The organism is Streptomyces sp. NPDC097619 (genome assembly GCF_040302735.1).
Lineage (GTDB): Bacteria > Actinomycetota > Actinomycetes > Streptomycetales > Streptomycetaceae > Streptomyces.
On record NZ_JBEOSD010000036.1, the window covers coordinates 26,220 to 46,703 of the forward strand.

Here is a 20,484-nt window from a genome sequence, read left to right on the forward strand (position 1 = left end):
CGGGAGGTCAAGGTGTCCGGGTGATCCGGGCCCAACAACCGGACACGGTCATCAAGGTTCCGCTCCAGCAACGGAAGCGCCCGATCCAGGTCCCCACCGTCCTGAAGCGCCCCCGCGAGGCTGTCCCGGGAGGTCAAGGTGTCCGGGTGATCCGGGCCCAACAACCGGACACGGTCATCAAGGTTCCGCTCCAGCAACGGAAGCGCCCGATCCAGGTCCCCGCCGTCCTGATACGCACGGGCGAGGTTGTGCCGGGAGGTCAGGGCCGCGGGGTGATCCGCGCCCAGGATCCGGGTGCGGTCGGCGAGGTTCCTCACGAGGAGCGGGACGGCCCTGTCGAGGTCGCCGACGGCCGCGTAGGCGGTGGCGAGGTTGTTCCGTGAGGACAGCACGTCGGCATGGTCGGAGCCGAGGACCCGAATCTGGTCGTCGAGATTTCGTTCGAACAGCGGGATCGCTCGGCCCGGGTCCCCGCCGCTCTTGTAGGCGCCGGAGAGGTTGTTCCGGTACATCAGGGTATCGGGGTGGTCGGAGCCCAGCGCCCGTGCGCAGTCTTCGAGGTTCTGCTCGTACAGCACGACGGCTCGGTTCAGATCACCCGCTGTTTCGTAGGCACCGGCGAGGTTGTTCTTCGCGGCCAGGGTGTGGGGGTGGGCGGGACCCAGCACCTGCGCGAGGTCGGCGAGGTTCCCCTCGTACAGCACGATCGCCTCGTCCACGCGCCCCGCCGCTTCGTACGCACCGGCGAGGTTGTTCCGGGAGATCAGCGTGCTGGGGTGGGAGACGCCCAGCACTCGGGCGCGGCGGGTGAGGTTCCCCGTGTGGAGGGAGACAGCCCTGTCCAGGTCACCGGCGGACTCGTAGGCGGCGGCGAGGTTGTTGCGGGCGGTCAGGGTGTTCGGGTGGTCCGCACCCAGGAGGCGCTCCGTACCGGCCAGGGCCCGACGAAGCGGTTCGAGGGCACGGGTGCACAGGCCCTGCCCCAGGAGGAAGACGCCCGCTCCGTTGAGGAGGCCGGCGGTGGCCAAGGTGTCGGAGGTCTCGGCGCCGTGGTCGAGGAGGGTGTCGATGTGGGGCAGCAGACCGCGCCAAGCGGGCCAGGTGACGGGATCGTTCCCGTCCCCCGGGAAGGCGGCGGCGAGTCGCCCGACGGCGTGTTCGCGAGCCCGGTCGACGGCTTCGCCGGTGCGATGGGGGTCATCCGGATCGGGCGTGCGGGCGAAGGCCTGCACGAGGCGATGGACGCTCAGACCGCCGGTGTCCGGGGCGGGGGTGACCATGCTGTACGCGGTGAGCAGGCCGAGTGCCCTGTTCAGCGCGGGTGGGGGTCCGAAGCCGTCGAGGAGGGTCATCGGGATGTGGTCGGGGGCGTACCAGGCCAGGGTGCGCAGGAGGTCGCCGGCCAGGGGGTGCGCGGTGGTGATGCGGTCGAGGGTGAGGCGCCAGACGCGGGCGATGGTGCGCTCGGCCCCGGTGGTGACGCCGGCGTCGCGGTACATGTCGGCCGGGTAGCGGGCGAGGAGGTCCAGGTAGGCACGGGGGGTGGGTGTGGTGAGCCGGTTCTCGACCAGGTAGGAGGCGGCTTGCTCGATGGCGAGGGGGAAGTGGCCCACTTCGGCGCAGAGTTCGGCGGAGCCGTCCGGACCGCGCGGGCCGTCGGCGGTGAGGATGCGGGTCAGCAGCTCCAGCGACTCCGCGGGGTCCAGGACGTCGAGGCGGATGACGGTGGTGACGTGGTTCCAGGTGGTGGCGAGCCGGCTGGTGATCAGCAGCCGACCGGTGGTGAGGCCGTCCGTGAGGGGGGCGATGTCGGCGGGGTCCTCGACGTTGTCGAGGATCAGGAGCCAGCCGGTGTGCGTGGCCAGCCACTGCAGTGCCCGTTCGGCCAGCAGTTCCACCGACAGGACGCGGGCCAGGGCCGGTTGCAGGGCGGTGGCCAGGTCGGCCAGGCCCTGTTGCACGTTGGCCTGGCTGTCCGCGTTGATCCACCGGATCGGGAAGCAGCCGTGGGCGCGCGTGGCGGCCCAGTGCGAGGCCAACGCGCTCTTGCCGACCCCACCCAGACCGTGGACCGCCTGCACCACGGCGCCCCCGGGTGGGGTGAGCGCGGCGTCGAGCCGGTCCAGCTCCACGGCGCGGCCGACGAAGCGGTGCGGGCGGTGGCGGAGGTCGTCCAGCCCTGGTGGAGCGTCGACTTCGGCGGCCGGCCTCAGGGCCTCGTACGGCAGGGTGACCGCGGTGGCGTGATCGCCCGTCTGGATCGTCCCGAGGTTGTCCTGGCCGATGGCGACGGCCCAGTGTCCGCTCGCTTCCGACGCGGCCCGCCGCGGCCGAGGTGCGGGATGCCCGGGCACGTCATCCGGATTCCGGGGAGGCGCCGTCACGGCCGGGCACCGCCGAAGTGATCACCGGTGGCGGGATCGTCCTTGACGGCGGCACCGATGACGGTCGCGCGGCGGGCCATGGCCGGGGTCCGGTCGGCCCTCGCCGTCACCGTCACCGTCATGATCGCCGTCACCGTCATGGTCGTCGTCATCGGGAAGGTCGGCGTCCACCGACCGGACCGCTCCATGCCTGCCTGACCCCCCGGGCGATTCTCCGCGTCCGTCACCACCATGGCAGGAACGGCAGGTCCGCGCTTCATGATCGCCGGATTTCGACGGACGTTCTGATGCCGGTACCCGTCGTGTCGTCGGTCCGTCGCCTCGTCGTGCCCCCCTGCCCTCGTGCCCTCGTGCCCTCGGTCCGTACCAGCGGCGAGCTCTGGGCACGGCCGCGCGGGGCTGTCTGTGCGCCCCGGCCGACTACGGTGCCGCGACCGGGCGGAAGACGCGGTTCAGGTGGTGGTCGAGGACGGTGAGGGCGGAGGCCGGGGTGCGTTGGCCGACCAGGATGCTGGTGCCCAGGGTCGCGGTCATGGCGAGGAGGCCGATGGCCTCCATGCGGGGGTCGGTGTCGGGGGCGGTGAGGCCCTCCGCCGCGGCCCGCTCCAGGAGGCCGGTCACCGCGTCCTCCGCGGCGTCGGGGCCGTCGATGAAGGGCTGGGCGGCCAGGGCCTCGTCGGTCACCGACAGGATCGAGTAGGCGCTGTAGAGGAGGGCGAAGGTGCGGCCCTCCTCGTCGGTGGGCAGCGAGGCCAGGAGCAGTGCCTCGACCGCCGCGCGTGGGCCCGGCTCGGGTCCGACGGCGGCCAGGCGGGCGCCGACGCGGGCCGTGAAGCGTGCCGTGAGGTGCTGGAGGCCGTGGAAGAGGAGCTTCTCCTTGGTCTCGAAGTAGTACTGGACCAGGCGCAGCGACACCCCCGCCTCCGCCGCGACGTCCCGCATGCCGACGGCGTGCAGCCCGCGCCGCCCCGCGACCCGGATGAGGGCCTCGGCGATCTGGGCCCGGCGTTCCTCGTGGTCCACGCGTTTCGGCATGTGCCGGTGTCTCCGCTCGGTCGGTTCGTCAGGTGCGGCGGGTGGAGCCGCGTTGCGGGTGTATCAGGTTGTGGCGGCGTATCGGTTGTGGCGGTGCGGCAGGTGCGGCAGGTGCACCTTCGTCGAGTGACTTCGGGTGCCTTTTCATGGTACCGCCGTACCATCATCACGATACGGTCGTACCACAAAGAACGGATCCTCCCGGAGGTGCCCCGTGCCCGAGAACACCACCCGTGCGCGCCGCGACATCGGCCGCTACGTCGACGACGACCTGCGCGACCGGTACTTCGCCGCCTGTGACGCCCTCTACGCGAAGGGCGCGCCCGCCCGCTCCGAGACCGACGTCGAGACCAGCTTCGGCACCACCCGCGTCTACCGCTACGGCCCCGCCGACACCACCGACCCCGCCGCCGCCGCGCGGACGCCCGTCGTCCTGATCCACGGATCGGGCGGCTGCTCCGCCCAGTGGTACCCCAACACCCCGGCCCTCAGCGCCGATCGCCCCGTGTACGCCCTCGACACCCCCGGGGACCCCGGCCGCAGCGTCCAGCGCGAGCCGATGTGGCAGCCGGAGCGGGCCGCCCAGTGGATGGACGAGGCCCTCGAAGCGCTCGGCCTCGACCGGGTCCACCTCGTCGGCTCCTTGTACGGCGGCTGGTTGGTCATCAACCAGGCCCACCTGCGCCGGGACCGCCTGGCCTCCGTCACCGCTCTCGACCCCGGCGGCCTGGAGAAGGTGGGGCTGCGCTTCTTCGCGTGGATCTTCGCGAGCCTCTTCGCCACCTACGCCCCCGCGGCCTGGCGGCCCCGGCTCGCCCGGTGGCTGGAGCAGCCGGTGATCGTCGACCCCGAGCTGCGGGCCTGGATCCGGGCCGGCGTCCGCGCCTTCCGGATCCGTCGGCCCTCCCCGCTGCCCCTGTCGGACGCCGAACTGGGCTCCATCCGGACCCCGTTCCACCTGATCATGGGCAAGCGGAGCCTGCTCGTGCACCCCAAGCGGCAGCTCGAACGCGTCCCCCGCCTGATACCGGGCGCCCGCGCCGAGATCATCGCCGCGACCGGCCACGGTCCACAGATCGACCACCCCGACCTCGTCAACGCGGGCATGCTGGCCTTCATGGCGGAGGTCGACGCCCGCGGTGCGGCCCCGGTCAACCCCTGACCGCAACGCCCGACCACCCTGCCGCCGTGCCGGCCCCGATCACCCTGCTGTCCTGCGGCCCGACCGGGGCGCTGGGGCCGCTGCCGCCCGCCCGCCCGCCCGCTCCGTCCCTCAGGCCGCGAAGGCCGCCGGTTCCCCGAGGCGGGCGGCGGCGTGCCGCCAGGCCGCCGTCACCGCTTCCCGGGCCTGCGCGGTACGGTCCGCCGCCGGGCCCGTCAACGCCACCGGGGCCCCCACGTGTACGTGCAGCCCGGGGCGGCGCAGCGGGGCGGAGGCCGCCCCCGCGAGCTGCTTCGCCCCGTTGCCGGAACTGATCCGCCGGGCACCGGCCTGACCCAGCGGCACCACCGGGGCCCCGGTCCGCTCCACGAGCCGGGCCAGCCCGCTCCGGAACGCCTCCGGCGGGGCCTCGCCGGGGCACCGGCGCCGGGGCAGCCCGCCCTCCCCGTAGATCAGTACCAGCCGCCCGCCGGCCAGCGCCGCCGCGGCCCCGTCCAGGGAGTCCGCGGCCCGCCGGTCCCCGCGGTGCACGGGGATGTGCCCCTCCCGGCCGAGCAGCCGCCCGAGGACGGGGATCCGCCACAGCCCGGCGGTCGCCATGACCACCGGCTCGACCCCGAGCCGGTGCAGCGCGGCGAGCACCACGACGGGATCCGCGAGGGAGGTGTGGTTCGCGGCGATGACGCTCCCGGGCGCGAAACGGGCCCCGTCGTCGGCGGTGACACCGAGCCGTCCCAGAGCGGGCATCAGGGCATCGGCGAAGCGGCTGAGCATGGACGTTTCCCCCGGTTCGGAGCTGCGGAACGACGACTCCCCCATCGTGTCCCGCACCCCGCGCCGGGCCGTGAGTACGCGTACTCACCCGCACCCGCCCGCCGTACTCGCCTCCACCGGGCCGGTACCTCAGGCCCCGGAACCGGCCTCCGGGCCGGCGTCCTTCTCCTCGGCGTCCTTCCTCTCCTCCTCCTCGGCGTCCTCGGAACGGGCCGCCGCGAGGGCGTCCCTGAGGGCCTCTCTGAGGGCCCCGGTGAGCGGGTGCTCGTCGCCCAGGACCCGTTCGGCGTCCGCGAGGGTCCCCGTGTAGAGGAGGACGGCCCGCTCCGGACGCCCCGCCGACCGGTGGCAGCGGGCGAGGCTCGCGCGGGAGGTCAGGGTGGCGGGATGCTCGTCCCCCAGGACGCGCGCGCGGTCGGCCAGGATCCGTTCGAACAGCTCGACGGCCCGCCCGTGGTCCCCCGCCTCCTCGCACGCCCCGGCCAGGTTGTTCCGGGCCGTGAGGGTGTGCGGGTGACCGGGGCCCAGGACCCGCTCGCAGTCGGCGACGTTCTCCTCGAACAGCGGCAGGGCCAAGGCCACGTCCCCCCGCGCCCGGTGCGCGCCCGCCAGGTTGTTACGGGAGACCAGGCAGTCCGGGTGCTCGGGCCCCAGCACCCTGCCTCGATCGGTCAGGACCTCCTCGAACAGGGCCGCGGCACGGTCCGCTTCTCCCCGTGCCGCGAACGCCCCCGCCAGGTTGTTTCGTGCGGTCAGCGTGTCCGGATGGTCGGCGCCCAGCAGCCGCACGCTGTCCTCGACGGTGCGCTCGTACAGGGTGACGGCACGGTCCGGATCCCCCAGCTCCTGGAGGGCCCCGGCCAGGTTGTTCCGCGAGACCAGTGTGTGCGGGTGGTCCGCGCCGAGCACCCGCTCGCGCTCGGCCAGCGTCCGCTCGTACAGGGGGACGGCCCGCCCGGTGTCCCCCGCGCTCTGGTGGGCACCGGCCAGGTTGTTCCCGGCGGTGAGCGTGTGCGGGTGGTCCGGTCCCAGGACCCGTTCCCTGTCGGCCAGGATCTCCTCGAACAGGGGGATCGCCCGAACCGTGTCGCCCGCCTCCTGGTACGTGGCCGCCAGGTTGCCGCGGGCTCCCCACGCGTACGGGTGCTCCGGCCCCAACAAGCGGTCCGCTTCGGCGAGGTTCTCCTCGCACAGGGAGATCGCGCTGGCCAGGTCCCCGCGTTCCCGGTGCGCACCGGCCAACACGCCCCGCGCCCCGAGCGTGTGGGGGTGCTCCGGCCCGAGCACCCGCAGGCTGTCCGACAGCGTCCGCTCGAACATCGGTACCGCCCGTACCAGGTCACCCGTCGCCTGACGGGCGCGGGCCAGACCGCCCCGGGCCGACAGCGTCTGCGGATGGTCCGCGCCGAGCACCCGCTCCGCGTCGAGGAGGTGCTGCTCGCGCAGGGCCAGGGACCGGCGCAGATCGCCCACCTCCTCGTAGGCGGTGGCCAACGAGCCCAGGGCCGACAGGCTGTGCGGATGATCCGCCCCCGAGACCCGCACGCTGTCGGACAGCGCCTGCTCCAACAGGGGAACGGCGCGGGCCGGCTGCCCCGCCGACAGGTGGGTGGCGGCCAGGTTCCGCCGGGAGATCAGCGTGTGCGGGTGGTCGGCGCCCAGGATCCGTTCCGCGTCGGCCAGGTTCCGTTCGTAGAGGGGAACGGCCCGACCGAGGTCCCCCGCGGCCTCGTAGGCGCCGGCCAGGTTGTTCCGGGCGGCCAGGGTGTGTGGGTGGTCCCGGCCCAGGACCCGTTCGACCCGGGCGAGGTTCCGCTCGTACAGGGGGGTGGCCCGGCTCAGGTCCCCGCTCTCCTCGTACGCGGTCGCCAGATTGTTGCCGGCGACCAGGGTGTCGGGATGGTCGGCCCCGAGGATCCGTGTGCGGTCGGCGAGGTTCCGGTCGAACAGCTCGACCGCCCTGGGCAGGTCACCCAACGTCACGCGGGCGACGGCGAGATCGTTCCGGGCGGCCAGGGTGTGCGGGTGGCCCGGGCCCAGGACGCGCACGCGGTCGGCCAGGTTCCGCTCCAAGAGCACGACCGCCCGGCCCGGATCGCCGGCCGCCTCGTAGGCACCGGCCAGGTGGCCCCGGGCGTCCATGGTCCGGGGATGGTCGTCGCCCAACACCCGCTCGCACTCGTCGAGGTTCCGCTCGAACAGGGGGATGGCCCGGCCCGGATCGCCCGCGACCTTGTGGGTGCCCGCCAGGTCGTTGCGGGCGCCCAGCGTGTCCGGGTGGTCGCCCCCGAGGATTCGGGCGCGGTCGGCGACGCTCCGCTCGAACAACGGGACGGCGCGCCCGAGGTCCCCCGCGGCCAGGTGGGCCCCGGCCAGGTTGTGCCGGGCGGTCAGCGTCTGGGGATGGTCCTCTCCGTGCACCCGCCGCATGTCGACGAGGACCTGTTCGAACAGGCTGACGGCGCGGGCCGGGTCCCCGGCGTCCAAGTGGGCTCCGGCCAGGTTGTTCCGCAAGGTCAGGGTGTGCGCGTGATCGACGCCCAGCACCCGTTCCAAGTCCGTGAGGGTCTGCTCGTACAGGGCCAGGGCCGGTGCTAGGTCCCCGGCCGAATGACGGACGGACGCGAGGTTGTTGCGCGCGGCGAGGGTGGCCGGGTGATCCGCCCCCGCGACCCGTTCCATCGCGGCGAGGTTTTCCTCGAGCAGCGGAACGGCCCGGTTCAGGTCGCCGGCGGCCCGGTAGGCACTGGCGAGGTTGTTGCGGCAGGCCAGTGTGGTGGGGTGGTCGGGCTCGCGCACCCGCCGGCCGCACGCCAGGGACCGTCGCAGGAGCGCGATCGCCCGCTCCGGTCGACCCTGACTCGTGAGGAAGACTCCTGCCTTGTTCAGGAGTTCCGCGGTGATGTCGGTGTCGGTGTCGGCCGGGGCGTGCTGCGCGAGGGCGTCCACGTGCGGCATCAGCGCGCGCCAGGTGGGCCAGTCCTCCGGTTCGTCCCAGCCCGGTGGCAGGGCCCCGGCGAGCCGTGCGGCGGCCCGGTCGCGCGCCGCAGCCACGGCCTCCGGGGGGCGGTGCGGGTCGTGGGGATCGGGGGTGCGGGCGAGGGCCTGGACGAGGCGGTGCACGGTCAGGGTCGCGGGCGCGGACTCGCCTTCGGAGTCGGTGTCGGAGTCGGTGTCGGACTCGGACTCGGATGCGGTGTCGGGCCCGGGACCGGGCTCGGGCGCGCGCCCCTGGCCGATCATGCTGTACGCGGTGAGCAGACCGACGGCCCGGTTCAAGGCGGGCGGTGACGCGAGTTCGGTGAGGAGGGTGAGGGGGATGTGGTCGGGGGCGTACCAGGCGAGGGTGCGCAGGAGGTCCCCTGCCAGGGGGTGCTGCGTGGCGACGCGGTCGAGGGTGACGCGCCAGACTCGGGCGATGGTGCGTTCGGTGGGGGTGGTGGCCGCGGCGTCGCGGTACATGTCGGCCGGGTGGTCGGCGAGGAGGCGGAGGTAGGCGCGGGGGGTGGGCGTGGTGGCCCGGTTCTCCACGAGGTAGGCGGCGGCCTGTTCGATCGCGAGGGGCAGGTGGCCGAGTTCGGCGCAGAGTTCGGCGGCTCCGTCGAGGTCCCGGGGGCCGTCCGCGTTGAGCACGCGGGTCAGGAGGTCCAGTGACTCGGCGGGCTCCAGGACGTCGAGGCGGACCACGGCCGTGGCGTGGTGCCAGGTGGTGGCGAGCCGGCTGGTGATCAGCAGGCGCCCGCCGTACGGGCCCTGGGTGAGCGGAGCGATGTCGGCGGGGTCGTTGACGTTGTCGAGGACGAGCAACCAGCCGGTGTGCGTGGCCAGCCACTGGAGGGCCCGGTCGGCCAGCTTCTCCACGGGGAGGGCCGTCGCGAGGGCGGGTTGCAGGGCCGTGGCCAGGTCGGCCAGGCCCTGTTGTACGCCCGCGGCGCTGTCGGCGTTGATCCAGCGGACCGGCGTCAGGCCGTGCGCACGGGTGGCGGCCCACTGCGCCGCGAGGCTGCTCTTGCCGATGCCCCCGAGCCCGTGCAAGGCGGTGACCACGGCCCGGTCGGAGTCCCGGAACGCGGCGTCGAGTCGCGCCAGTTCACGGGTCCGCCCGACGAACACGTGCGGACGCGTGTCGACGTTGTCGAGGCCGGGCGGGGCCTCCACCTCGGCAGCCGGCCGCAGCGCCTCGGCCGGCAGGGTGACGACGGTGGCGTGATCCCCTGTCATGGAGGCCCCGTAGTGGTCGCCCCCGATCGCGATCGCCCGCTCGCCGGACGCATCGACCCGTACCCGGGGATGCGGGTCGGGCGGGTGATGCGCCGTGAGGGGCTGGAGCGCGGGGGTCGCCTCAGGAATGGGGATCGGGACGAGGGCCCCGTCCGTACGGGCTTCCTCGGCCGCTTCCGATCGGGTCCGCTCGGTCTCGACGGGCCGGATCGTCCGGCCCGGGGCACCGGCGGGCCGGGCCGGCTCCGGACCGGCGGCACCGAAGTCCGTAGCGGTCGCGGTTTCGGCGGTGGAGGTTTCGGCGGTGGAGGTTTCGGTGCGCGCCTCGGGAGCGTGTCCGGAACGGCTCGATCCTCCGCCCTTCCTTCTCCGGAACGGCCAGGTCACGGCCGGTTCCCGCCAGGGTCGTCGCCCGTGGACAGGCGACCGCTGTTGTCTCCGCCGACGGCGATCGAACGTTGACCCTCCGCCGCGACCGTCCCCCTCCCGCCCTCACGGCCCGGCTCCGCCGGGCGCCGCGCGGGTCCGGGGGCCGCAGCGGGATCGGGATCGGGGCCGGGACCGGGTACGGGGTCGGGACCGGGGTCGGTTGCCTCGCCCGCCCCACCGGCGGTGCTTCTGTCGCCGGTGCCGATGTCGCCCGAGTTGCTTCCCCCGATGGCGATGGAGCGGGCGCCCCGGGCCTGTACCACCGGAGCGGGGGGACCCGAGGACATCGCAGGATCCGGCGTCGGGGGCGGCATCGGGGTCGGTGACGGGGCCTGCGACGGCGAGGGGGCGGCGGGCCCCGTGGCGAACCCGTACCCCCACATCCCGGCCAGCGCCGCCAGGGCCGCACCGAGCGCGGAGGCCAGGGACCAGCGGATCCCCGCGTCCGCGAGCACCACCGGCAGGATCACCGCCCCGCAGAGCCAGGTGGGCACCGCGAAGCCCACCACGGTCACCAGACCCGCCACCGACCACCGGCCGAACCGCCCGACGCCCGTCCTCCCCCCGAAAAACCACCCGTGCACCGTGCTCCACCACCTTCGCACCGGGCGCCCCTCCCGCGGGCCCCGAACGCCGGATTCCGAGGAACGCCTTCCCTCGCGCGCACGAGCCGTCCACGCGGTGCCGGGGGCGGCGGGCGAGCCGAGGAGCAGGGGCACGGACATATTCGATGGTCCGTGCCGCGGGCGTCCTGCTTGGATGCGGCCATGACCTCCGCGCTCCCCGGCCTCCCCGCCCTGCCCACGCTCCCCGCCGGCTACACCGTGTCCACCGACCCGGACCGCCTCGACCTGACCACGGTCCACCGCTGGCTCTCCGAGGAGTCGTACTGGGCCCTGGGCCGCACCCGCGAGAAGCAGGAGGCGGCCGTGGCCGGCTCCCTGAATTTCGGTCTGTACGAGGACGCCTCGGGCGCGCAGGTCGGCTATGCCCGGGTGGTGACGGACCGGGCCACCTTCGCCTGGCTGTGCGACGTCTTCATCGCCGACGACCGTCGCGGGCAGGGCCTGGGCCACGCCCTGGTGGCCGCCGTCCGCGAGCACCTGGCCCCCTTCGGCCTCCGACGCACCATGCTGGCCACGGCGGACGCCCACGAGGTCTACGCCCGCCTCGGCTTCGCCCCCCTCGAACACCCGGAGAAGTGGATGACCCTGGGCGCCCAGTAGCGGCGGCGCCAGGCCGGGGTGACGAGCCCCGCGGCGCAGCTCGCACGGCTTCTCACGCGGCGGGGAAGGAGACCTTCGTCAGCTCCTCGGAAGCGGTCCACAGGCGCCGGGCCTCCTCGGCGCCGCGCAAGCGGGAGTAGAGCTTCTGTTCGGCGGGCGGGCCTCCGAGGTGCCCCGGGCCGCTCGGCCCGTACAGCCGCTCGCCCCGGGACTCGGTGGCCGTCGCCGCCTGCAGCGCCGGCAACCGGGCGGACTCCACGGTCCCGAGCAGGATGCCGCGCGCGGAGAGGGCGCGGATCACCTTGACGCCCAGGGTGTCTTCGGACCGACCGATTTCGGGGCGCGCGGCGAGCAGACTGGTCGGTGCGACGCCGGGGTGGCACAGGTTGCTGGAGACGCCCCAGCCGGCCGCCCTGCTGCGTCGGTCGAGTTCGAGGCCGAAGAGCCCGAGGGCGATCTTCGACTGGCTGTAGGCGTGTCCGCCCTTGTAGGAGCGTTCCCAGTTCAGGTCGTCCCAGTTGATGGAGTTCCGGTTGGCCGAGACGCTGATCTGCGAGGTCACGCGCGCACCGCCGGCGCGCAGCAGGGGCAGCAGATGGGCCACCAGCGCGAAGTGACCCAGGTGATTGGTGCCGAACTGGAGCTCGAAGCCGTCGGCCGTGGTCTGCCGGTCGGGCGGGGTCATCACTCCGGCGTTGTTGACGAGGAAGTGGAGGGGCCGTCCCTCCGTCCGCAAGGAGTCGCCGAAGGCCGCGACCGAGTCGAGCGCGGACAGGTCGAGGGTGTGCAGTGACACCTTCGCCGACGGGGCCGTCTGCCGGATCGTGGCGATCGCGGCCTCGCCCTTGCGCAAGTTGCGGACGGGCAGGAGGACTTCGGCCCCGGCCCGGGCGAGCCGGGTGGCGATGCCGAGCCCGATGCCGTCGCTGGCCCCGGTCACCACGGCGCGCTTCCCCGAGAGGTCGGGGACGGCGATGTCGATGGTGGTTCTGCGCTGCATGGACGCTCCTGCGGTTGCGGTGCCCCCTCCCCCAATCTAGTCGGCCGGGCCGCACGCATCCGGTGCCCGAGCCCGGGCGGCGTGGTGCCGCCCGGGCTGCCCGGGCGAACCCGATGCATCCGAGGGAACGGGTGGTTCCGAGGGGTCGGGTGTCAGGGGGTCGTCGGTGGGGCGAGGGGTGGGGGTGCGAAGTGGGTGCGGTGTTCGTCGAGGAAGGCGGGGAGGGTGCGGGCGGGGCGGCCGAGGAGGCGTTCCAGGGTGCCGTCGGGGGATTCGGGGCGGGTGCGGGCCAGGTGTTGGATCTCGGTGACGTGTCGGGCCAGGCGGTCCGGCATCCCGGCGGTGTCCCGGAGGTGCCGGTGGAACTCCTCCGGGGACAGGTGGACGGGGCGCACGGGGCGCCCGACCACCTCGGAGAGGAGTCCGGCCAGCTGGTGGGGAGTGTAGGCCCGGGGACCGGTGAGCGGGTAGGCGGCGCCGGCGAGGTAGGGGCGCAGCAGCACCTCGGCGGCGGCTTCTGCCACGTCCCGTACGTCCACGTAGGCGCAGGGAGCGTCGCCGAGGGAGCTGACGAGTGCGCCGCGGGCGATGGCGGGGGCGGCGAGGAGGAGTTTGTGCATGAAGGCGTAGGGGCGGAGGACGGTCCCGGTCATGCCGGAGGCGGCCAGGTGCCGTTCGATCGCGTGGTGGTCGCGGGAGACGGCCACGGGCGAGTCGGGCTCGGCGGCGGGCGCGGAGAGCTTCACCACGTGGCGGACGCCGGTGGCCGCGGCGGCGTCCAGGGCGGCGCGTTCGAGGGCGACTTGCCGGGGGCCGTTGGCCATGGCGAGGAAGAGCTGTTCGGATCCGGCGAGGGCGGCACGGAGGGTGTCCGGTTCCGCGGCGTCGGCCCCGATCACGTCGACGCGGGCGCTGGGGGCGCTGGGGGCGGGGGCTCCTCCGGGGTGCGGGCCGGTGGCGAGGGCGGCGGTGAGGGCGTGCGGGGCGCGGGTGAGGGCCCGGCAGGGGACGCCGAGTTCGCGGAGGTGGCGCACGAGCGCGCCCCCGGTGGCGCCGCTCGCGCCCATGACGGTGATCACGAGGGGTCTCCCGAGGTGGTGGTCGAGGGGGCGGTGAAGGGGTCGGTGAAGGGAGCGGTGGAGGGGGTGCGGTCAGGCAAGGACGCGGGTGCGGATGCGGGCGCGGGCGCGGGCGCGGATGCGGGTGCGGGCGCGGGCGCGGATGCGGATGCGGATGCGGGTGGGCGGAGGTCGCGGTGGCGGAAGGTGACGATCAGGGCGGCCAGGGTCGCCGAGAGCGGGAGGTCGAGGGCCAGCCGGTCGGGCCAGGTGGTGCCGGGGAAGTCGAGGCGCGTGGGGAGGAGGGTGGCGGCCGCGAGGCCGACCGGTGCGGTCAGCGCGGCGGCGAGGAGCGCGTACCCGACGGCGCGCAGGGGCTGGGGCAAGCCGGTGCCTCCCCCCGACCGGGCCCGTCGCCGGGCTCCGAGGCGGCGCAGGTGCGCGCCCAGCAGCAGGGTCACCAGGGCGGAGGGCAGGCCGATGGAGGTGACGGCGGCGAGGGTCAGGTCGGGCGTGCCGGTGAGCAGTCCGCCGGTTCCGGCGCTGAGCGCGGGGGCCAGGTACGCGGTCAGGGCCTCCCTCCCGAGGGGGCGGGGGCGGGCCGGGGAGCGGGTGCCGGCGAGCGGGCCGGCGGGCGTGATCTCGGGCCCGGTACGGCTCTCGGCCGTATCCGGTGGGCGTCGGTTCATCTGTCTCGGACTCCCCACTTATTGATTAGCTGGCTAACGATCTGGGTGAAAGAAGGCCGCCTCCGCGAGGGAGACGGCGAAGGGCGGCGCAGGCGGGGGCGAGGAGAGGTGGGGCCGGCGGAGAGGGAGGAGAGGGGGGGCGACGGTGGGTGACGGGAGGCTCGGGGCAGGGGCGGGCGCACCCCGCACCCCGCACCCCGCACCCCGCACCCCGAGCGAGGCTCCCTACGGCTCCGTCAGGGCGCCGATCCCCCGCGTGACGCGTTCGAGCAGGTCGAGGAAGAGGCCCCGCTCCTCCGTCGTGAGGCCGCCGACCATCGACTGGAGGCGCGCGAAGTGGTCGGCGGCCATGTTGTGGAGGCGGCGGGCGCCGCGCGCGGTGAGGACGATCACGCTGGCACGGCGGTCCTCCACAGATGCCCTTCGAGCCACGAGCCCCTCCCGCTCCAGGCCGTCGACCAGGCCGGTGACGGTGGCGCGGGAGACTCCGAGGCTGCGGGCCAGCGCCGAAGGGGACTTCTCGCCGTCGGCGTCCTCCAGGTCCACCAGGAGACGGTAGCGGCCGGTGGAGAGTCCGGAGCGGGCGAAGTGGACCTCGGAGGCGCGGTCCAGTCGGGCGCCCGCCTCCATCAGCCGCACGGCCACGAGGACCGCCTGCGGGTCGGCGTCGATCCCGTACCGCTCGATCTGTCGGCGGGCCTGGTCGAGCGAGGGCGTCGCCCCGGACTGCCGTTCCTCGGTGCTCATGAAAGTAATATGGCAGCTAATCAATTCCCGGGTCAAGGCTCCTCCACCGTACGCGCCTCTCGTGATCCGGATCACATTGCACGGTGATGTGTCACACCCCGGGGCCCGGCGGTGTCCTCATGCCGAACGCACCCCACGGGCCGTACGGCGGCCCGCACGGCAACGGAGGAGAGGGACGCCATGTCGCACGGCACCGAGGCGAACGAGCCGACCCAGGCGACCGAACCCACCAGAACACTCGAAGCGGCCAAGGCCGCCAGCGCGGCGGAAGGACACGAGGCGACCGGGGCGAACGAGACGATCGACGCGGCGGAAGGCCCTGGGACCTCCGAGGCCACCGACACCGCCGGGGCCGCCGACGCCCCCACGGACACCAGGGTCCTCGTCCTGGGCGGCGGATACGCCGGGGTCATGGCCGCGAACCGGCTGACGCGGCAGCCCGGGGTCACCGTCACCCTGGTCAACCCGCGCCCGGACTTCGTCCAACGGATCCGCCTGCACCAGCTGGTGGCCGGGACCGGCGAGGCCGTGATCCCGTACCGCGAGGTGCTGGGCGAGCGCGTCGACCTGGTGGTCGGCAGCGCCGACCGCATCGACGCCCCCGAGCGCGCCGTCCGCCTCACCGACGGGACCGTGCTCGGCTACGACCACCTCGTCTACGCCGTCGGCAGCGGCGGCGCCGAACCGTCGGTGCCCGGAGCCGCCGAACACGCCCACACCGTCACCGGACTGGAGGAGGCACGGCGACTGCGGGAGGCCCTGGGCGCCGTACCGGCCGGGGCCGGCGTGACGGTCGTCGGCGGCGGGGCCACCGGCATCGAGACGGCCGCCGAACTGGCCGGCACCGGACGCCCGGTGTCGCTGGTCTGCGGACCGCTCCTCGGACCCTCCCTGCACCCGCGGACCCGCCGCACCGTGGCCCGCCGCCTGGCCCGGCTCGGTGTGACCGTCCTCGCCGGCCCCGGAGCACGGGCCGCCGAGGTCACCGCCGACTCCGTCCGCCTCGACGACGGCCGCGTCCTGCCCGCCGCCGTGACCGTGTGGACCGCCGGATTCGGGGTGCCCGACCTCGCCGTCCGCAGCGGGCTGCGCACCGACGCCCTCGGACGGCTCCTCACCGACGAGACCCTGACCAGCGTCGACGACGAGCGGATCGTGGCGGCCGGGGACTCCGCCGCGCCCTCCGGCATCCCCTTCCGGATGAGCTGCCAGGCCGCCGTGCAACTCGGCCCGCAGGCCGCCGAGACCGTCCTCCACCGGATCGCGGGCACCGCCCCGCGCAACGCCGAGGTCGGCTTCCTCACCCTCTGCGTCAGCCTGGGCCGCCGCGCGGGCATCCTCCAGCTCACCGCCCGCGACGACTCCCCGCGCGGACTGCACGTCGGCGGGCGGACGGGCGCCCTGCTGAAGGAGCTGATCTGCTCGGCGGTGCCGCGGCAGCTGTCGTACGAGGGCCGCAAGCCGGGCGCGCGGGACGCCTGGTTCAAGGACCCCGCCCGCGGCGAACTGCTCGCGGCCGGCACCGGATCCGGGCGAGAGTAGCCCCATGAACGCTCACACCCCGCCCCCCGCCGACCCCGACCCCGGCTCACCCTCCGCGGCGGACACCGACCACCGCGCGGCGACCGCGCCGGTGCCGGAGACCGGCACCACGACGGCGCCCGGCACCGGGACGAAGGCGGCAGGCGGGACTGAGGCGGCAGGCGGCAACGGGCCCGAGGTCGGCAACGGGCCCGAGGCCGCGAGGGGACCGGCGGCCGGGGACGGGACCGAGGCGGCCACCGAGGTGTTCCTCGCCCACCGCAGCCTGCTCTTCACCGTCGCCTACGAAGTGCTCGGCTCGGCCGCCGACGCCGAGGACGTGGTGCAGGAGACCTGGCTACGGTGGGCGGCCGCCGACCGCGCCGGCGTGCTCGAACCGCGCGCGTACCTGGTCCGGATCGCCACCCGCCAGGCCCTCAACCGCCTGCGCACCGTACGCCGCCTCCGCGAGGCGTACGTCGGGCCCTGGCTCCCGGAGCCCCTGCTCACGGCTCCGGACGTGGCCGAGGACGCGGAGCTCGCGGACAGCGTCTCCACCGCGCTGATGCTGGTCCTCGAAACCCTCTCCCCCACCGAGCGGGCGGTGTTCGTGCTGCGGGAGGTCTTCGACGTCGGGTACGGCGAGATCGCGGAGGCCGTCGGGAAGGCCCCGGCGGCGGTCCGGCAGATCGCGCACCGGGCGCGCGGCCACGTGGAGGCCCGCCGCCCGCGACGCACGGTCGCACCGGCGGCGGGTCGGGCCGCCCTGGAGTCCTTCCGGCAGGCGCTGGAGACCGGGAACCCGCAGGGACTCCTGGACGTACTCGCCCCGGACGTGGTCCTCATGAGCGACGGCGGCGGGGTCAAGCAGGCGGCCCGACGGCCGGTGCTGGGCGCCGACAAGGTCAGCCGGTACGTCATGGGCTGGGGCCACCGGCCCGGCCTGCTGGTCACGGCGGAGCCCGCCGTGGTCAACGGCGGACCCGCACTGGTCCTGCACGTCAACGGCGAGGCGGACGGGGTCCTGACCGCCTCGGTCGAGGACGGCCGGATCACGGCCCTTTACTACGTGCGCAACCCGCAGAAGCTGACCCGGGTGTCGGAGCCGGTCCCCCTCACCCTGCGCTGACCCCACCGCTGCCCGCCGCCCCGGCGGGCAGCGACCGCACGAAGGCCCCCAACACCCCGAAGTCGGCCGTCCGCAACCCGACCCGCGGATCCACGTGGTGCAGCAGGGCCGGGGCGGGATGGTGCGCGCCCGTGAACTCCTCGTCGAGGTGACTCTGTTCGTCGTCCACCCAGGCGAAGGCCCGCCCGGCGGCGTACGCCACCAACGGCCCGGTCTTCCAGTGCACCCCGTCGGGCCGCTCCCGGAACAGGGCCTCCCCGAAGTCCACCCAGGGCAACTCGGGGAGGCCGAGCACGGGCGCTATCCAGCGGTTGGCCTCGTCACCCCAGGTCGTGGCCCAGCACAGCTCGTACGAGGCCCCCAACGCGAGCAGTTCGGCCCCGTGCGCCGGGTTCAACCAGACCCGCAAGGGCCGTCGCCGCAACCGCACCTCCCCCTCCGCCCGCGCCACGGGCACCCGGAGGGTGGTGTACCCGGCGGGCCTCCGCTCGGGCTGCGCCGCATATGGATGGAGCGGCCCGTCCACATCAAGAAACAACAACGGCCGTCCCACGATCCCCCACCCCCGAGCGCCCCGAAGCTCCCGCGATCGTACAGAGGACCATCCCCGCGTGCGCGGGGAGCAGGGGGGATTCATGGGTACGGCGCTGATTGCGGTGGGACCATCCCCGCGTGCGCGGGGAGCAGGGGGGATTCATGGGTACGGCGCTGATTGCGGTGGGACCATCCCCGCGTGCGCGGGGAGCAGAGGAGCTGAGCTGGCACTTTATCTGGGGCAGGGGGCGTTTTCGTCAACTTCTCGAGAATTTTCCATAGCGGGCGAATCGGGTTTTTCAGCCATGTCGCCATCGGTGGCGGACTCCGCGCCCGGGGCTGGACGCGAAAGGGGTTGCCCGAGGGGGGTGGCGGGCGTGAGGATCATGGGTCCGTGTGGTGCCGGTGGGGCGTGCGGTGTGCCGGGTGGGGCTCGTCGGGCCGGCCCGGTGCGGGCGGGTGGACCGCCGGCGAAATGAGCGAGGGGGTCCGGTATGGCGGAGCGTGTGGGGCGGGCGGAGCCGCTGGAGTACGGGACGGCGGAGGCCGTCTCGGCGTTCGGGTTGGGGCTGCACCACGTGCAGTTGGCGCTGCCGCCCGGCGAGGAGGAGGTCTGCCGCCGCTTCTACGTGGACGTGCTGGGCATGACCGAGATCGCGAAGCCGCCGGTGCTGGCGGCTCGGGGCGGGCTGTGGGTGCGTTCCGACGCCCTGGAGATCCACCTCGGCGTCGAGGAGGACTTCCGCCCGGCGCGCAAAGGCCATCCCGGGATCCTCGTCGGGGACCTCGACGGGCTCGCGGAGCGGCTGACGAGCCGTGGGGTGGAGGTCACCTGGGACGGCAACTTCCCCGGCCACCGCCGCTTCTACGTCAAGGACTGCCACGAGAACCGGCTGGAGTTCCTCTCCCCCACCCCCGAGTGACGGGCCAGGCGTCGGCGGCGGGGGAACGGAGGTCCGGACCGTGGGGGAACTGCGGCGCGGACCGGCCGCCTCCGACAGCGTGATACTCCTGTGACCGGGCCGGAGGGCCCGATCGCGGCGAAGGCCGTGTGCGAACCGCATGGGAGGACTCGAACGATGTCGGTGGCTGCTGATCCGGTGGTGGAGCGGGCGGACGTGGTGGACGGCGAGGGTGCCGACACCACCACTGCCGACCCGGGGCCCGAGACGGAGGCAGGGGCGGCGGCGGGCGACACGGAGCCGGCCGTCGGCGGCTCCCACGACGCCCCGCACGACGCCTCGCGCGACGTCGCCGACCCCGCCTCGGACTCCGTCTCGGATTCCGCTTCGGACTCCGTCTCGGAAAGCGCCTCGGGCGGTACCTCGGACGGCGCGCTCGACCCCGTCACCCGGGACGCCCGGGAGTTCGGCGGCTACGCCCGGCAGGGCGGGTGGACCTTCGCGCTGAAGGTGGCCCGGAGCGTGCGGCCCGGTGGGCCCAGCGCGGCGGACACGGGTGCGGAGGGATCCGGGTCCGGGTCCGGCGCGGTGAAGGTCTCGGCGCAGGAGTTCGCCCGCCGGGCGGGCTGCTCCCCCGAACGCGTGATGCGCTTCTGGAAGGCCTGGGACCGGGCCGCGGACGACGGGGTCGTACCGGTCTTCGAGGCCCTGGTGCCCGGTGAGGACATCGACCTGCCCGACGCCGACGTGTGGCTCGGCTACTACACCTCCCGCTCCAGCGCGGCCTCCCCGCGTGGTCTGGCCATCTCCGCGGTGGCCGAGGCGGAGGGCATCCGGCCGACGAAGGCGCTGGAGGTGGCGGAGAACCCGACCGCGCTGCGGGCCGCGATCCTCGCCGACCCCGCCACCGCCCAGGCGGCCCGGCACGCGCTCATCGACCGGCTGGAGGACGACCCGGCCCTCGGTCAGGAGCTGGCCCGGGACATCGCCCGTACCGGGGAGTGGAAGAAGGCGGTCGCCGCGGAGGCGAAGACCGTGGACCGGCTGGAGTACGTCCGGCAGGTCATCGACAGCGGCGAGGTCACCACGCCGAGCGGGCAGAAGATCCCCGCCCCGGAGGAGGTGGTCGCCGAGGCCCGGCAGCACCTGCACCTCATCGAGGGCCTGGACGACGAGGAAGCCGGCCCGTACGCGGAGGACGCCCAGAAGGCCGTCAAGCAGCTGATCGCCGACGCCGTCGAGAACGATCCGCGCCTGCGGGCGCACGAGCGGCGGGTGCGGTTCCAGAGCAAGGTCCAGAAGGCCGCCAAGGCCTTCGAGGAACTGACCCTCGACGACGCGGCCGCCGTGTACGAGGAAGAGCTGCTGGAGCAGTTGGAGAAGCTCCAGGAGTCCATCGCCGAGTGCATCCGGGCCTTGCGCTCCGAGGGTTCCCGACCGGCCGCCGCCGACGACCTCCCGGACGCCGCGGACGCCGCGGACGACTCCGAAGCCCCAGAGGCCGCACTGCGCGATGAGACCGCGGAGACCCCCGACCTTCCCGAACTGCCGGAAGTCCCCGAGCCGGAGGGGGAGTTCTGGGTCCCTGGCGGCGGCGACCCGGAGGCCGGTCCGGACGCGGACCGGGCCTGATCCGACCCGACCTGACCTGACGACCTGACGACCCGACCCGA

General features: G+C 74.3%; 17 protein-coding genes. 7 read left to right on the forward strand and 10 right to left on the reverse strand.

All coding sequences use genetic code 11. The features are described 5' to 3' along the window. On the reverse strand, nt 1-2,384 hold a 2,384-nt coding region (locus ABTZ17_RS13000; protein WP_352195632.1), incomplete at its 3' end, for a tetratricopeptide repeat protein. Nucleotides 2,385-2,426: 42 nt separating this feature from the next. On the opposite strand from ABTZ17_RS13000, the gene ABTZ17_RS13005 reads away from it, so the two are divergent. Further along, a complete protein-coding gene (locus ABTZ17_RS13005; protein ID WP_352195633.1) occupies nt 2,427-2,582 on the forward strand; it encodes a hypothetical protein in 156 nt (51 codons plus the stop codon). 222 nt (nt 2,583-2,804) lie between these two features. On the opposite strand, the gene ABTZ17_RS13010 is transcribed toward ABTZ17_RS13005, so the two are convergent. Next, a complete protein-coding gene (locus tag ABTZ17_RS13010; protein ID WP_352195634.1) occupies nt 2,805-3,419 on the reverse strand; it encodes a TetR/AcrR family transcriptional regulator in 615 nt (204 codons plus the stop codon). A 214-nt stretch (nt 3,420-3,633) separates the two neighbouring features. Here ABTZ17_RS13010 and ABTZ17_RS13015 point away from each other — a divergent pair, with 214 nt between their 5' ends. Then, complete coding sequence (locus tag ABTZ17_RS13015) at nt 3,634-4,581, forward strand: alpha/beta fold hydrolase (RefSeq protein WP_352195635.1); 948 nt, start codon at nt 3,634-3,636, stop codon at nt 4,579-4,581. Between the two features lie 111 nt (nt 4,582-4,692). On the opposite strand, the gene ABTZ17_RS13020 is transcribed toward ABTZ17_RS13015, so the two are convergent. From ABTZ17_RS13020 to ABTZ17_RS13030, 3 genes are all read right to left on the reverse strand, one after another. Continuing rightward, nucleotides 4,693-5,355, reverse strand: a complete 663-nt coding sequence (locus ABTZ17_RS13020; RefSeq protein ID WP_352195636.1) for a lysophospholipid acyltransferase family protein — start codon at nt 5,353-5,355, stop codon at nt 4,693-4,695. A 129-nt stretch (nt 5,356-5,484) separates the two neighbouring features. Further along, nucleotides 5,485-9,576: a tetratricopeptide repeat protein gene (locus ABTZ17_RS13025; RefSeq protein WP_352195637.1), complete on the reverse strand. Its 4,092-nt coding sequence runs from the start codon at nt 9,574-9,576 to the stop codon at nt 5,485-5,487. A 383-nt stretch (nt 9,577-9,959) separates the two neighbouring features. Continuing rightward, nucleotides 9,960-10,532: a hypothetical protein gene (locus ABTZ17_RS13030; RefSeq protein ID WP_352195638.1), complete on the reverse strand. Its 573-nt coding sequence runs from the start codon at nt 10,530-10,532 to the stop codon at nt 9,960-9,962. A 240-nt stretch (nt 10,533-10,772) separates the two neighbouring features. Between ABTZ17_RS13030 and ABTZ17_RS13035 the strand changes: the two genes are divergently transcribed. After that, on the forward strand, nt 10,773-11,231 hold the full coding sequence (locus ABTZ17_RS13035) for a GNAT family N-acetyltransferase (RefSeq protein ID WP_352195639.1): 459 nt from the start codon (nt 10,773-10,775) through the stop codon (nt 11,229-11,231). Nucleotides 11,232-11,283: 52 nt separating this feature from the next. On the opposite strand, the gene ABTZ17_RS13040 is transcribed toward ABTZ17_RS13035, so the two are convergent. The 4 genes from ABTZ17_RS13040 to ABTZ17_RS13055 all read right to left on the reverse strand — a co-directional run bounded on the left by ABTZ17_RS13040 (nt 11,284) and on the right by ABTZ17_RS13055 (nt 14,725). Next, the gene (locus ABTZ17_RS13040) at nt 11,284-12,231 is read right to left on the reverse strand and encodes an SDR family oxidoreductase (RefSeq protein ID WP_352195640.1); all 948 of its coding nucleotides are present in this window, start codon (nt 12,229-12,231) and stop codon (nt 11,284-11,286) included. Nucleotides 12,232-12,383: 152 nt separating this feature from the next. Continuing rightward, nucleotides 12,384-13,310, reverse strand: a complete 927-nt coding sequence (locus ABTZ17_RS13045; RefSeq protein ID WP_352195641.1) for an NmrA family NAD(P)-binding protein — start codon at nt 13,308-13,310, stop codon at nt 12,384-12,386. Beyond that, nucleotides 13,307-13,978: a hypothetical protein gene (locus tag ABTZ17_RS13050; RefSeq protein ID WP_352195642.1), complete on the reverse strand. Its 672-nt coding sequence runs from the start codon at nt 13,976-13,978 to the stop codon at nt 13,307-13,309. Before ABTZ17_RS13050 ends, ABTZ17_RS13045 begins: the two co-directional genes overlap by 4 nt. A gap of 225 nt (nt 13,979-14,203) precedes the next feature. Beyond that, complete coding sequence (locus tag ABTZ17_RS13055) at nt 14,204-14,725, reverse strand: MarR family winged helix-turn-helix transcriptional regulator (RefSeq protein ID WP_352195643.1); 522 nt, start codon at nt 14,723-14,725, stop codon at nt 14,204-14,206. A gap of 411 nt (nt 14,726-15,136) precedes the next feature. Between ABTZ17_RS13055 and ABTZ17_RS13060 the strand changes: the two genes are divergently transcribed. Further along, nucleotides 15,137-16,267, forward strand: coding sequence for an NAD(P)/FAD-dependent oxidoreductase (locus tag ABTZ17_RS13060; protein ID WP_502994660.1), 1,131 nt, complete (start codon nt 15,137-15,139; stop codon nt 16,265-16,267). A gap of 4 nt (nt 16,268-16,271) precedes the next feature. Beyond that, nucleotides 16,272-17,375, forward strand: coding sequence for an RNA polymerase sigma-70 factor (locus ABTZ17_RS13065; RefSeq protein WP_352195645.1), 1,104 nt, complete (start codon nt 16,272-16,274; stop codon nt 17,373-17,375). Here ABTZ17_RS13065 and ABTZ17_RS13070 read toward each other — a convergent pair. Beyond that, nucleotides 17,362-17,928: an HAD domain-containing protein gene (locus ABTZ17_RS13070; RefSeq protein ID WP_352195646.1), complete on the reverse strand. Its 567-nt coding sequence runs from the start codon at nt 17,926-17,928 to the stop codon at nt 17,362-17,364. The genes ABTZ17_RS13065 and ABTZ17_RS13070 overlap by 14 nt on opposite strands. 475 nt (nt 17,929-18,403) lie before the next feature. Here ABTZ17_RS13070 and ABTZ17_RS13075 point away from each other — a divergent pair, with 475 nt between their 5' ends. Further along, a complete protein-coding gene (locus tag ABTZ17_RS13075; protein ID WP_352195647.1) occupies nt 18,404-18,832 on the forward strand; it encodes a VOC family protein in 429 nt (142 codons plus the stop codon). Nucleotides 18,833-18,988: 156 nt separating this feature from the next. Then, nucleotides 18,989-20,443: a hypothetical protein gene (locus tag ABTZ17_RS13080; RefSeq protein ID WP_352195648.1), complete on the forward strand. Its 1,455-nt coding sequence runs from the start codon at nt 18,989-18,991 to the stop codon at nt 20,441-20,443. The last annotated feature ends 41 nt before the right edge of the window (nt 20,444-20,484 follow it).

Bases quoted from the DNA above. Each gene is read 5' to 3' on its own strand.
- ABTZ17_RS13010 (WP_352195634.1), bottom strand. From the start codon at position 3,419: ATGCCGAAACGCGTGGACCACGAGGAACGCCGGGCCCAGATCGCCGAG.
- ABTZ17_RS13020 (WP_352195636.1), bottom strand. From the start codon at position 5,355: ATGCTCAGCCGCTTCGCCGATGCCCTGATGCCCGCTCTGGGACGGCTC.
- ABTZ17_RS13025 (WP_352195637.1), bottom strand. From the start codon at position 9,576: ATGACAGGGGATCACGCCACCGTCGTCACCCTGCCGGCCGAGGCGCTG.
- ABTZ17_RS13035 (WP_352195639.1), top strand. From the start codon at position 10,773: ATGACCTCCGCGCTCCCCGGCCTCCCCGCCCTGCCCACGCTCCCCGCC.
- ABTZ17_RS13040 (WP_352195640.1), bottom strand. From the start codon at position 12,231: ATGCAGCGCAGAACCACCATCGACATCGCCGTCCCCGACCTCTCGGGG.
- ABTZ17_RS13050 (WP_352195642.1), bottom strand. From the start codon at position 13,978: ATGAACCGACGCCCACCGGATACGGCCGAGAGCCGTACCGGGCCCGAG.
- ABTZ17_RS13055 (WP_352195643.1), bottom strand. From the start codon at position 14,725: ATGAGCACCGAGGAACGGCAGTCCGGGGCGACGCCCTCGCTCGACCAG.
- ABTZ17_RS13060 (WP_502994660.1), top strand. From the start codon at position 15,137: ATGGCCGCGAACCGGCTGACGCGGCAGCCCGGGGTCACCGTCACCCTG.
- ABTZ17_RS13065 (WP_352195645.1), top strand. From the start codon at position 16,272: ATGAACGCTCACACCCCGCCCCCCGCCGACCCCGACCCCGGCTCACCC.
- ABTZ17_RS13075 (WP_352195647.1), top strand. From the start codon at position 18,404: ATGGCGGAGCGTGTGGGGCGGGCGGAGCCGCTGGAGTACGGGACGGCG.
- ABTZ17_RS13080 (WP_352195648.1), top strand. From the start codon at position 18,989: ATGTCGGTGGCTGCTGATCCGGTGGTGGAGCGGGCGGACGTGGTGGAC.